Source organism: Streptomyces sp. B21-083, assembly GCF_036898825.1.
Classification (GTDB): domain Bacteria; phylum Actinomycetota; class Actinomycetes; order Streptomycetales; family Streptomycetaceae; genus Streptomyces.
In genome coordinates this window covers 1,723,333-1,735,108 of the sequence record NZ_JARUND010000002.1, presented here as the reverse complement: position 1 = coordinate 1,735,108, position 11,776 = coordinate 1,723,333, and the positions used below count along the sequence as shown (strand labels likewise).

At 71.2% G+C, this 11,776-nt stretch carries 13 protein-coding genes and 5 tRNA genes; 11 read left to right on the top strand and 7 right to left on the bottom strand.

The features are described from left to right. Positions 1 to 194: 194 nt before the first annotated feature. Both cobA and QA861_RS31885 read left to right on the top strand, forming a co-directional pair. Positions 195 to 1,427 (top strand): uroporphyrinogen-III C-methyltransferase, encoded by a 1,233-nt coding sequence (gene cobA, locus QA861_RS31890; protein WP_334592107.1) that lies wholly within the window; start codon positions 195 to 197, stop codon positions 1,425 to 1,427. 65 nt (positions 1,428 to 1,492) lie between these two features. Continuing rightward, entirely contained in the window at positions 1,493 to 2,320 is an 828-nt protein-coding gene (locus tag QA861_RS31885) for a TrmH family RNA methyltransferase (protein ID WP_334592106.1), read from the top strand. Positions 2,321 to 2,510: 190 nt separating this feature from the next. Here QA861_RS31885 and QA861_RS31880 read toward each other — a convergent pair whose 3' ends face one another. Further along, positions 2,511 to 3,962, bottom strand: a complete 1,452-nt coding sequence (locus QA861_RS31880) for a serine/threonine-protein kinase (protein WP_334592105.1) — start codon at positions 3,960 to 3,962, stop codon at positions 2,511 to 2,513. A gap of 196 nt (positions 3,963 to 4,158) precedes the next feature. Here QA861_RS31880 and QA861_RS31875 point away from each other — a divergent pair, with 196 nt between their 5' ends. From QA861_RS31875 to QA861_RS31860, 4 genes are all read left to right on the top strand, one after another. Further along, on the top strand, positions 4,159 to 4,392 hold the full coding sequence (locus QA861_RS31875; protein WP_044472070.1) for a DUF8836 family protein: 234 nt from the start codon (positions 4,159 to 4,161) through the stop codon (positions 4,390 to 4,392). Between the two features lie 240 nt (positions 4,393 to 4,632). After that, positions 4,633 to 4,842: a hypothetical protein gene (locus QA861_RS31870; RefSeq protein WP_334592104.1), complete on the top strand. Its 210-nt coding sequence runs from the start codon at positions 4,633 to 4,635 to the stop codon at positions 4,840 to 4,842. 346 nt (positions 4,843 to 5,188) lie between these two features. Then, positions 5,189 to 6,217, top strand: coding sequence for a phosphotransferase (locus tag QA861_RS31865; protein WP_334592103.1), 1,029 nt, complete (start codon positions 5,189 to 5,191; stop codon positions 6,215 to 6,217). A 92-nt stretch (positions 6,218 to 6,309) separates the two neighbouring features. Beyond that, complete coding sequence (locus QA861_RS31860) at positions 6,310 to 6,615, top strand: TFIIB-type zinc ribbon-containing protein (protein ID WP_319094027.1); 306 nt, start codon at positions 6,310 to 6,312, stop codon at positions 6,613 to 6,615. 83 nt (positions 6,616 to 6,698) lie between these two features. Here the strand turns inward: QA861_RS31860 and QA861_RS31855 are convergent. The 5 genes from QA861_RS31855 to QA861_RS31835 all read right to left on the bottom strand — a co-directional run bounded on the left by QA861_RS31855 (position 6,699) and on the right by QA861_RS31835 (position 7,177). Beyond that, positions 6,699 to 6,770: transfer RNA gene (locus QA861_RS31855), tRNA-Val, on the bottom strand. Between the two features lie 41 nt (positions 6,771 to 6,811). After that, a tRNA-Val gene (locus QA861_RS31850) sits at positions 6,812 to 6,883 on the bottom strand. Between the two features lie 35 nt (positions 6,884 to 6,918). Further along, positions 6,919 to 6,990, bottom strand: a tRNA-Val gene (locus QA861_RS31845). Position 6,991: 1 nt separating this feature from the next. Then, positions 6,992 to 7,065: transfer RNA gene (locus QA861_RS31840), tRNA-Cys, on the bottom strand. A gap of 39 nt (positions 7,066 to 7,104) precedes the next feature. Beyond that, a tRNA-Gly gene (locus QA861_RS31835) sits at positions 7,105 to 7,177 on the bottom strand. A gap of 155 nt (positions 7,178 to 7,332) precedes the next feature. On the opposite strand from QA861_RS31835, the gene QA861_RS31830 reads away from it, so the two are divergent. From QA861_RS31830 to QA861_RS31820, 3 genes are all read left to right on the top strand, one after another. Then, positions 7,333 to 8,484, top strand: coding sequence for a chorismate-binding protein (locus tag QA861_RS31830; protein ID WP_334592102.1), 1,152 nt, complete (start codon positions 7,333 to 7,335; stop codon positions 8,482 to 8,484). Continuing rightward, positions 8,481 to 9,302, top strand: a complete 822-nt coding sequence (locus QA861_RS31825) for an aminotransferase class IV (RefSeq protein ID WP_334592101.1) — start codon at positions 8,481 to 8,483, stop codon at positions 9,300 to 9,302. The genes QA861_RS31830 and QA861_RS31825 overlap by 4 nt, the downstream gene beginning before the upstream one ends. 74 nt (positions 9,303 to 9,376) lie before the next feature. After that, positions 9,377 to 10,201 (top strand): GNAT family N-acetyltransferase, encoded by an 825-nt coding sequence (locus QA861_RS31820; protein WP_334592100.1) that lies wholly within the window; start codon positions 9,377 to 9,379, stop codon positions 10,199 to 10,201. 62 nt (positions 10,202 to 10,263) lie between these two features. Here QA861_RS31820 and QA861_RS31815 read toward each other — a convergent pair whose 3' ends face one another. Beyond that, entirely contained in the window at positions 10,264 to 10,806 is a 543-nt protein-coding gene (locus tag QA861_RS31815) for a DsbA family protein (protein ID WP_334592099.1), read from the bottom strand. Between the two features lie 175 nt (positions 10,807 to 10,981). Here QA861_RS31815 and QA861_RS31810 point away from each other — a divergent pair, with 175 nt between their 5' ends. Continuing rightward, a complete protein-coding gene (locus QA861_RS31810; protein ID WP_334592098.1) occupies positions 10,982 to 11,431 on the top strand; it encodes a hypothetical protein in 450 nt (149 codons plus the stop codon). Positions 11,432 to 11,618: 187 nt separating this feature from the next. Beyond that, positions 11,619 to 11,771 (top strand): hypothetical protein, encoded by a 153-nt coding sequence (locus QA861_RS31805; protein ID WP_006375961.1) that lies wholly within the window; start codon positions 11,619 to 11,621, stop codon positions 11,769 to 11,771. Positions 11,772 to 11,776: the final 5 nt, after the last annotated feature.

Here is an 11,776-nt window from a genome sequence, read left to right as displayed (position 1 = left end):
GCACAGCCGCAAACGGACCCGCACGTACGGGGGCCCGGGGGCAGAGCCCCCGGTTCCGGGAAGGGGCGGGCTTGGGCAAGAGGAACCCCCACCCCGAGCCCCCATCCCACCCGCACCGTAAAATGCGCACGTCAGGGCCGCCCCACTGCCACAGCCCCCTGATCAGAACCACCGCAAGAGGGAGCCGCACCCCCATGGCCGAACACCCCGCCTATCCCGTAGGCCTCCGACTCGCCGGCCGCCGAGTGGTGGTCCTGGGCGCGGGCCAGGTGGCCCAGCGCCGCCTGCCCGCCCTCATCGCGGCGGGCGCGGACATCCTCCTCGTATCGCCGGAGGCGACGCCTTCCGTGGAGGCGATGGCGGACGCGGGTGAACTCACCTGGGAGCGCCGCCCGTACGCGGACGGCGACCTGGCGGACGCCTGGTACGCCCTGATCGCGACCAGCGACGCGCAGGCCAACGCCGACGCCTCCGCCGAAGCCGAACGCCACCGCGTCTGGTGCGTCCGCTCCGACGACGCCGACGCGGCGACGGCCTGGACCCCGGCCACCGGCCACAGCGAGGGCGTCACGGTCGCCGTCCTCACCACGGACGCCAAGGGCCGCGACCCCCGCCACACCGCCGCCATCCGTGACGCGGTCGTCGAGGGACTGCGCGACGGCACCCTCGTCGCGCCCCACCACCGCACCCGCGCCCCCGGCGTCGCCCTGGTCGGCGGCGGCCCCGGCGACCCGGACCTGATCACGGTCCGGGGCCGGCGTCTGCTCGCGGAGGCGGACGTGGTGATCGCGGACCGGCTCGGCCCGCGCGACCTGCTCGCCGAACTGCCCCCGCACGTCGAGGTGATCGACGCCGCGAAGATCCCGTACGGCCGGTACATGGCCCAGGAGGCCATCAACAACGCGCTGATCGAACACGCGAAGCTGGGCAAGCGGGTCGTACGGCTCAAGGGCGGCGACCCGTACGTCTACGGCCGGGGCATGGAGGAGGTCCAGGCGCTGGCCGAGGCGGGCATCGCCTGCACGGTCGTCCCCGGCATCTCCAGCTCGATCTCGGTCCCGGGCGCGGCCGGCATTCCGGTGACGCACCGAGGGGTGGCCCATGAGTTCACGGTGGTCAGCGGCCATGTCGCTCCCGACGACGAACGCTCTCTCGTCGACTGGCAGTCCCTCGCCAAACTGACCGGCACGCTCGTCGTCCTCATGGGCGTCGACAAGATCGGCCGGATCGCGGAGACCCTGATCGCGCACGGCAAGTCCCCGGACACGCCGGTCGCCCTGGTCCAGGAGGGCACGACAGCGGCCCAGCGCCGCGTCGACGCGACCCTCGCCACGGTCGCCGAGACGGTCCGTACCGAGGACGTGAAGCCCCCCGCGGTGATCGTGATCGGTCCGGTCGTCAACGTAGGCCCCAAGACATTGGTGTAACCCCGGGTAACGCAATCCGTTCCCAGCCGTTGGCACCGCACCCAGGACAAGGCAGTATCACCTCTGTGGCCGATCTCATCACCGTCGAGGACCCCGACGACCCGCGCCTGCGCGACTACACGGGCCTGACCGACGTCGAACTGCGCCGCAAACGCGAGCCCGCGGAGGGCCTCTTCATCGCCGAAGGCGAGAAGGTCATCAGACGGGCCAAGGACGCCGGCTACGAGATGCGCTCGATGCTCCTCTCCGCGAAGTGGGTCGACGTCATGCGCGACGTCATCGACGAACTCCCGGCCCCCGTGTACGCGGTCAGCCCGGAGCTCGCCGAACGCGTCACCGGCTACCACGTGCACCGCGGCGCCCTCGCCTCCATGCAGCGCAAACCCCTCCCGACGGCCGACGAACTCCTGCAGACCGCACGCCGGGTGGTGGTCATGGAGTCGGTCAACGACCACACCAACATCGGCGCGATCTTCCGCAGCGCCGCCGCCCTCGGCATGGACGCGGTACTCCTCTCCCCGGACTGCGCGGACCCTCTGTACCGACGCAGCGTCAAGGTCTCGATGGGCGCGGTCTTCTCCGTCCCGTACGCCCGACTGGACACCTGGCCCAAGGGCCTCGACTCGGTCCGTGAGGCGGGCTTCACGCTCCTGGCCCTCACCCCCGACGAGAAGGCCAAGACCCTCGACGAGACGGCCCCGCACAAGATGCACCGCGTCGCCCTGATGCTCGGCGCGGAGGGCGACGGCCTCTCCACCCAGGCTCTGGTGGCCGCCGACGAATGGGTCCGTATCCCCATGGCCCACGGCGTCGACTCCCTCAACGTGGGCGCGGCGGCAGCGGTCGCCTTCTACGCGGTGGCGACGGGCCGCCCCACCCCCGGACCGAACTGACCCGACGCACGGCCGGGGGCTGCTGCACCCGGCCGCCGCCGTCGATCAGTCCGTGGCCGGACGGCAGGCCCTGCCCGACGCCGACCTGTACTCCTTCGCGCATCCGAGCGGAAACGGGCAGGACCCCGAGCCCCGGTCCCCAAGTCCTGATGAACGTCAAGTCCCGATGAACGTCAAGCCCCGACGGGCGTCAGTCGGAGTGCGCGTCCGAGCTGGACCGAGGCAGAACGGGCCCCACCGACCCATCGCCGTCACCGGGCTTGTCGTCCGGCCGCACCTGCTCCTGCCGCTGCTGTTCCCGCCCGCCTCCGCCGCGACCACTGTCGTCGCCGAGCCCACGGCTGGGTCCCTGGCATCCCTGAGCGGCCGCGATCCCCAGGGCCACCAGCAGCGTCACCACGACGAACACGAACAACCGCTGCCGCAGCAGCCGCGGATTGGCGGGCCGCCGCCCGGTGACCGTGCCGCGCGGCGCCGGACGCCCGGTGCCACTGCGCGGTCCGGAACGGCTCCCGGAACCGGCCGTGTTCCGCGCACCGGGAACGGGCCGCGCCCCGGAACGCGACGAGGGGGCACCACTGCGCGGGCCCCCGCCGCCCCGCGACGGAACGGCCCCACGTGACCCGGAAGTACCCGAGGCCGGCCCCTGCGGACGCCGTTGGGACTGGGACTGGGATTGCGACGGGGACTGCGAGTGGGGCTGCGTCTGGGAGTGATAGGGGGGCCGCTGGTCCGGGTAGCTCTCGGTGAGCCGCCCTGTCGGCCGGTCCGCCTCGGCGGCACGAGGCCCGGGTGGCCGTACGTCCGCCATGCCCTGCGCCTCGCGCGCCGCGATCTCCTTGAGCCGCAACGACAGTTGGAGTGTGCTGGGCCGCTCCTCCGGATCCTTGGCCAGACACGCCCGTACGAGGGGTGCCAGCGCGTCCGGAACGCCCTGCAGGTGGGCCTCCTCGTGGACCACGCGGTACAGCATCACCTCGGAACTGCCGTGCCCGAAGGGCGAGTCGGCCATCGAGGCGTACGCGAGCGTGGCACCCAGCGAGAACACGTCCGTGGCCGGAGTCACGGCCGCCCCGCGCACCTGTTCGGGTGCCAGGAAGCCGGGCGAGCCGACGGCCGTACCGACGTGGGTGAGCGTCGAGGCGCCGGTCGCCCAGGCGATGCCGAAGTCGATGATCCGCGGCCCCTTCGGGGACAGCAGGATGTTGGATGGCTTCAGATCCCGGTGTACGACACCGGCCTCGTGCACCGCGACCAGTCCCTCGGCGAGGGCGGCACCGATGGAGGCGACGTCGGCCGCGGTGAGCGATCCCTCGTCGACCACCTTGTCGTGCAGGGAGGGCCCGGGCACGTACTGCGTGGCGAACCACGGCCGGTCCGCGTCCAGGTCGGCGGCGACGAGGCGGGCGGTGCACCCGCCCCTGATCCGCCGGGCCGCCGAGACCTCGCGCGCGAAACGTGAGCGGAACTCCTGATCCTCCGCCAGGTCGGGCCGGATCACCTTCAGCGCGACCCGCTGTCCCCGCTTGTCGGAGCCCAGGTAGACAACGCCCATCCCGCCCGCGCCGAGCCGTCTGTGAAGCCTGAACGAGCCGACGACGCGCGGGTCCTCGCGCCTCAGGCGCATCATCGCCATGTTCATCCCCGCTGCCCGGTCCGTTTGACGAGCGACAGCTTACGTTTCCACGGCCGGGTGCGCGCAGAGGCCGCGCCCTCTCGTCCCGATGGATTGTCAGTGCCGGGTGGGAGACTTGAGAGGTGGTCAGGGAGCGCGCGAACAGGGCGGCTTGACGTCGTGTGTGATCCCAACCACCCGTCACAGAAGGGGGATTGAACCCGTGAAGGGTGACCGCGTGGAGATAGTCGTGGATGCCGGGGACACCACACGTACCTACGAGGTGGTGGCGAGCAGGGCGGGCCGCAGGGTGGAGACGGCGGTCCGTCGAGGTGTCGTGGAAGTGAGCGAAGTCACGAGGAACGGATCAGTCGTCCGCACCGCCCGCTTCATGGCGAACCGTGTCCTGGCACTGGTCGAGCAGCCGGTGCCGAGGGAGGACAGCTCGGAACAGTAGGGACACACCGGGCACCCCTTCCGGGAAGACCCTGAGACCTAGGACTCCATCTCCACCCAGGGGAGTAGTCCGCAGGTCACAGGTCATCCTCCGGGAGGCCCGGCAATCGGTACGAGGGCATGACGACCGGTACGCGTCGGCGGCCTAGATTTGAGGTCAAGCGGCGGGTGCAGCACTCGTCCCCCGAGGTCAGACACCCGCCGCTTGCCAACCAACAAGAGAACGGTCAGGAGAGGGACCATGGCCCACACGGCATCGCGGACGGCGCTCCGCACACAGGGACGCAAGGCGTACATCGCCGCGTTCCGTCCGCGCCGACAGGGCCAGCGCCATCCACTGGTGGCGACAGTGATGGTCCTTCCTCTGGCAGCCCTGCTCGTGGTCGTCTTCGGCGGCTGGGAAGCAGTGGTCACACAAGCGTCGTCCGTGGGTGTGATGCTGGGGCGCTGAGCGGCGACCCCAGGCCCGGAAGAGCGGTCCGGGCGGGGACATCCACCCATGAAACCCCGTGGGGACGGGGGTGCGGCGGACGGCAAAAAATGCCCGCGCAGCTGGGGAGCTGCGCGGGCATTGCTTTGCCCGTTCGGCCTGCCCCGGCCACATCCAGCCCGTCCGGCGTCTGAGGACGAGGCCGTCCTGGCCGAAGGGGGTCCAGGGGCACAGCCCCTGGCGGGGTCGAAGGGGCGGAGCCCCTGGGGACGGGGCGGGTAGGGGCGGCGGGGGCGGAAACACCCCACCGCACCCGGCGACACCCCGTACTCTCCCGACCAGACCGCACAGCGCATCAGGGAGCCCCGTGACAGCCACCCCCTTGCTCACCGACCTCACCACCCGAGCCAAGGCCAGAGCCCACGCACGCCCCCACCCCTGCCCCTGCGGAGCAGCCACCCTCACCGACCGCCCCGACGGCACAGTCGTCCGCCACGCCGACACCGTCGCCAAGGCGCACGCCCCCGACACCGCCCCCACCGAGCTCACCGCCCGGCTGGCCCTCGCCGCCCACCTCCCGGGCATACTCCTGTCCCCGCTCAGCCCGACCCCCGTCGACCTGCATGGCAGACTCGTGACGTTCTGGCCGTACGGCGCCCCGGTCGACCCGGAGGACCCGGACGCGGCACCCTGGGAGGAGGCCGCCACCCTGCTCGCCCGCCTCCACCGCACCCCCGCCCCGCCCGGACTCCCGCCCATGCGCGGCCCGGCCAAGGCGGCCCGCGCCATCGCCCGCCTCCGGGCCACCACCCCCCAGCCGGCCACCGAGCCCGTCCTGCGCGCCTGGGCGACCCTGCCGGCCTGGGCCAGAGCCCAGCCCCCTGCCGCCGGGACTCCTGCCGCCGGGACCGCTGCCCCCGGGGCTCCTGCCGCCGGGACCGCTGCCTCCGCGACCGCTACCCCGAACCCCCTCGACGAGCGGGCCCTCACGACCCTCTGCCACGGCGACCTTCACCTGGGCCAGCTCGTACGCCACCCCGCTCCGGACGGCCCCTGGCTCCTCATCGACGTGGACGACCTCGGCGTAGGTGCCCCCGCCTGGGACCTGGCCCGCCCGGCCGCCTGGTACGCCTGCGGACTGCTCCCGCCCGACGAGTGGACCCGGTTCCTGGCCGCCTACCGCACGGCCGGCGGCCCGGCCGTACCCGCCGACGGCGACCCCTGGCCCGCCCTGGACGTCGCCGCCCGCGCTCTCACCGTGCAGACGGCGGCCCTGGCGATCGTCAAGGCGACGGCCGCGGACCGTCCGTTGGACGACGTACAGCAGGCCGTGGTCGACGCATGTGCCCGAATGGGTCCGGTACCACCCGAGTTGGCCCAGGGCCACGCGAAGTAGGGTGCAACCGACCGGAGCAGGACGGAGTCTGTTCCGGCGAGAAGCGAAACCGGATCAAGAAGCCGTACCGACGGCAGGGAGTTGAGCCGAGCATGCAGTGTCCGAAGTGCCATGCGCCGATGCACACGTACAACCGCAACGGAGTCCAGATCGAGCAGTGCAGCGGCTGCCGGGGGATCTTCCTCGACTACGGCGAGCTGGAGGCGCTGACCCGCGTGGAGTCCCAGTGGTCGGGGCCCGCCGCCCCGCCGCCCCCGGCCCCGCAGGGCTACCCCGCCGCTCCCGCACCCGCCTGGGGCGCCCCGCAGGGCGGTCACCACGGCGGTCACGGCGGCCATGGTGGTCACTACGGCGGCAAGCGCCACAAGAGCTTCGGCCACATGCTGTTCTCCAGCTGACCGGAACGTCTGACCGGAACGACCGGCTGGAACCACGAAGAAGCCCCCGACCGTACGAGACGGCCGGGGGCTTCTTCGGTGTGTGGACGATACTGGGATTGAACCAGTGACCTCTTCCGTGTCAGGGAAGCGCTCTCCCGCTGAGCTAATCGTCCTCGGGACCACGATCCGAAGACCGTGACTCGTGATTACCGCGTGCGCGATACTGGGATTGAACCAGTGACCTCTTCCGTGTCAGGGAAGCGCTCTCCCGCTGAGCTAATCGCGCGGGGATCCTTACGGATCAAGGTCCTTGCGGACCAGTGGACGATACTGGGATTGAACCAGTGACCTCTTCCGTGTCAGGGAAGCGCTCTCCCGCTGAGCTAATCGTCCTTGGAGGTGGAGACGGGATTTGAACCCGTGTAGACGGCTTTGCAGGCCGTTGCCTCGCCTCTCGGCCACTCCACCAGGAGTGCGGGGGTTCGGGAAGATCCCCCTCTTCCTACGAGCGGACGACCAGGTTCGAACTGGCGACCTCAACCTTGGCAAGGTTGCGCTCTACCAACTGAGCTACGTCCGCGTGCCGTTTCGGTGCGCTCTCGCGTCCCGGCGACGAGTTGAACTCTAGCGGATTCCGGGGCCAGCACAAAAACGCGTTTGTGCAGCGTGCTGCGCTGTGCCTGCTCGAAGACGTGGTCAGGGCACCCACAGGACACCCGCCATAGACTCGGCGGTGTGTCCGATCTCGCTCCCCTCGCCCGCTTCGGCGGTGTCGTCGCCACCGGCCTTGTCGATGTCACCAGCGATCCCGCGGCCCTCGACTCCACCGGTTTCTGGGCCGTGTCCGCTGACTACGAGGGCCGTCTGACCTGCGCTCGCTTCCGTGACGTACGAGAGGAACCGGCCCGTGCGCCGAGGCCGGGACCGGGGGAGTGGCGGGGCCCGGCCGCCGGTGACTGGACGTCGTCCCTCGATCGCGCCACGTATACGGCGGGGGTGCGCCGTATCCGCCAACGCATCGCGACCGGAGAGGTCTATCAGGCGAACCTCTGCCGGGTGCTGTCCGCGCCCGTCGCACCCGACGCGGACGTGGACGCGCTGGCCTCGCTGCTCGCACACGGCAACCCGGCACCGTATGCAGGAACGATTCGCCTGCCGGCTCACGGCGTCGAGATCGCCACCGCGTCCCCCGAGCTGTTCCTCCGCCGCGACGGAGAAACCATCGAGTCGGGCCCCATCAAGGGCACCGGACGTACCGAGGCGGACCTCCTGGAGAAGGACTACGCCGAGAACGTGATGATCGTGGACCTGGTCCGCAACGACCTCGGGCGCGTCTGCGCGACGGGTTCGGTGACCGTTCCCGAACTGTGCGTCGTCGAGAAGCACCCGGGGCTGGTCCACCTCGTGTCGACGGTACGGGGCGAACTGCGTCCGTACACCGGCTGGCCGGAACTGCTGGCGGCCGCGTTCCCGCCCGGGTCGGTGACCGGCGCGCCCAAGTCGAGCGCCCTGCGGATCATCGACGCCCTGGAGACGGCGCCCCGGGGCCCGTACTGCGGGGGCGTCGGCTGGGTCGACGCGGACCGGGGGACGGGCGAACTGGCGGTCGGTATCCGCACGTTCTGGATCGACCGGGCCGACGGCATGCTGCGCTTCGGCACCGGAGCGGGCATCACCTGGGGTTCGGATCCCGAGGCGGAGTGGCGGGAGACCGAGCTGAAGGCGTCCCGGCTGCTCGCGGTAGCGTCGGGAGAGTACGAGGTGAGCGGCGGTGGGGAGGAACCGGTGACCTGCTGTGTACAGCCGGGCGACAGGCCGCCGCTCCCCGGCCGACAAGGCATACCGCACGACGCGTCCGACACATTCCAGCGAGGTAATGACCAGTGAAGCTCTGGCTCGACGGCGGGCTGCAGGACATCGAGTCCGCCCGCGTCTCCGTGTTCGACCACGGGCTGACCGTGGGCGACGGCATCTTCGAGACTCTGAAGGCGGTCCACGGCCGACCGTTCGCGCTCACCCGTCACCTGGACCGGCTCACCCGCTCCGCCCGAGGCCTAGGCCTGCCCGACCCGGACCTCGACGAGGTCCGCGGCGCCTGCACGGCCGTGCTCGCCGCCAACCCGATGCCCCTGGGGCGCCTGCGCATCACGTACACCGGCGGTCACGGCCCCCTCGGCTCCGACCGCGGGGAGCACGGCCCGACCCTGGTCGTCGCCGTCGGCGAGTCCACCCGTCGTCCCGACTCGACCGCCGTGATCACGGTCCCCTGGACGCGCAACGAACGCGGCGCCCTCGCCGGCCTGAAGACCACGTCGTACGCCGAGAACGTCGTCGCCCTCGCCAGGGCGCGTGAACAGGGCGCGTCCGAGGCCCTGTTCGGCAACACGGTTGGGCAACTGTGCGAGGGGACGGGGTCCAACGTCTTCGTCGTCCTGGACGGCGAGATCCACACCCCGCCGCTCGCCTCCGGCTGCCTCGCCGGGGTCACACGCGCCCTTGCCGTCGAGTGGACGGGCGCCAAGGAGACCGACCTGCCGCTGGACGTCCTGGACGGCGCCGACGAGATCTTCCTGACGTCCACCCTGAGAGACGTACAGGCCGTACGGCGCGTCGGCGACCGCCAACTCCCGGACGCACCGGGGCCGGTGACTGCCAAGGCGATGCGGGTCTTCGAAGAGCGGTCGGGGGACGACCTCGACCCCTGACCCAGGGGCGTGATCGGGATGAGCCGCGGAAATGGAGCTGCCGTAGGTCTCCGCAACGGGTAGAACAATCTCTGATGACCACCACTCTGCGGCCGACCGAGCCGCTGCAGCACGAGGCCGACGGAGCGCGTTCACGCCACTACCAGGTGTGTGTGAACAGCCGTCCCGTCGGCGCGATACACCTCGCAACCAACCCCGCGTTCGGCGACTCGGTGGCGAAGATCCGGGATCTCCGCATCGACGAACGCGACCGGCGGCGCGGCCGGGCCACGGTGGCCGTGCTTGCCGCGGAGGAGGTCGCGCGCGGCTGGGGCTGCCGGCGCATCGAGGCGTCGGTCCCGGGCGACACACCGGCGGCCCTGCGGCTGGCGACCGCGCTCGGCTATGTGCTGCGCAACCGCCGTATGGACAAGGCGCTCGGCGCCGCCCCGCCCGAACTGCCCGCCGGGAGCCGGGGCCGGCCCATGACGGAGGCCGAGTTCGTGGTGTGGGAGGCGGTGGGCAGGCTGAGCTACGCGGAGAGCTGGATCGAGCGGGGCGTGCCGGCGGTGGAGGCGCACGCCAAGGCGAAACGCGACCATGATCTGCTGCTGCCGCAGGGCGTGGCCAGCGAAGGGATGACGATCAGCGTCCTGGAACACGAGGGAACCCGCGTCGGCACTCTGTGGCTCGGCAGCCGCGACGGTCTGGCCTTCGTCTACGACGTCGAGGCCGACGCGGCACACCGGGGGAGAGGCCACGGCCGCACCCTCATGCTGCTGGCGGAGGCCCAGTCGATCGAGGCCGGACGGTCGGCCATCTCCCTGAACGTCTTCGCGGGCAACCGCCCGGCGGAACGGCTCTACGAGTCGCTGGGGTACGAGACGGTGACCCACCACCTGTACAAGGACCTGCTGTAGGCCGAAGGCGACCGGGGCCGGTCCGACGGGGGCGGAGGCAGGGGCGGGGCGGACGCCAGGGGTCAGGCGTCCTGTCCGGCCAGCAGACGGTCCACGATCTCCTCGATCCGTTCCCGCAGCCCCTCCTGGTTCTTGCCGCCGTCCAGCCGCTCATCGCCGATGACGTACGTCGGCGTGCCGGTCACGCCGATGGCCTTGCCCTCGGCCTGGTCGGCGTCGACGATCAGGATGTGCCGGCCGTCGATCAGTGCGGTGTCGAACTCCTCGGCGTCCAGGCCGAGTTCGCCGGCCACCTCGACCAGGAAGGGTTCGCCCCTACGGTCGAGCTCCTCCACCCGGCCGAGCACGGCCTCGACGTAGGGCCATGCCTGTCCCTGCTCAGCCGCTTCCTCGGCGGCCTGCGCGGCGGCGAAGGAGTGCTTGTGCCGCTCCAGCGGGAAGTGCCGCAGCCGTAGCTCCAACCGGTCGCCGTAGCGGGCGCGCAGGGCGCGTACGTCGTCCAGGGCGGTGCGGCAGTCCGGACACTGGAGTTCGCACCAGACCTCCAGGACGGGGACGGAGACCGGGGCGGGGGTGCCGGCGGGCGCGGAAGAGGAGTCGCTCATGGGCACCAGTTTCCCAGCCGCGGCCGTGGGCGTCGTACGAGGGGACCGGGACCTGGGGAGGAGCCGACCCGGAGATGTCCCTGATGTCGGGCCGGAGCATGGCATCCGGAGGGCCGGGCGGTGCAGGATGGAAGGGACGAACCGCACCCGCGTGACCGAACGCCTGGAGGACCGGATGATTGCCGAGACAGTGTGTTCCGCCGTCTCCGTGGCCGGCCTGGGCATCGCGGTGGTCACGGCGTACCGCAAGCGCTTTCTCGCGGCTGCCCGGATCGCCGCGTACTCACTGGTTCCCATTGGCCTGGTGATGACCGGGGTGGTCGGGTGGGTGGCCGACACCGCGTTCAGCCCCTCCGCCTGGGCGGGCTTCTGCGTGCTCGGCGGCGCCTGGGTACTCTTCACGGCCACCCGTGCTGTGGAGCGGCGGAGGGGCGGCACCCGAAAGGAACGTGCGGAGACGCAGGCCGCGCAGCGCGAGGCGGTGGCTCCTGCGGCCTCCGCGCCTTCCCTGGGTCAGGGGCGGGCCAATGCCTCCCGCCCGGCGCCCCAGCCCACGGCCAGACCGCGCGGTGCCGGGGACGACTTCAGCGACATCGAGGCGATCCTGAAGAAGCACGGAATATGAAGAAGCGCGGCGTATGACGGCGTACGAGGGCTGACGTACTGAAACGACACAAACGGCCGGGAGGCGACGGAGGTCGCTCGTAAGCGATCATGACTCGCCGCGTACATTACGGAATTCAGCGAACTACCGTGCATTTCGTGCGCGTTGATCGCGTCGAGGGCCCCCGCTACGTCATCATCGCGGCGAGATGCTGGACACAACACAGAGCGAGGCCGTGCCGCCGAAGGACGAGCCGCGCGGGTGCCTCTTCGCCCTTTCCCAGCCACCGCTGATGATCTTCCTTGCGGTGATCGGGTGTCTGCTGCTCATGGCTTCGTTGCATGATCTGCTGTTGCTGTGAGCTGT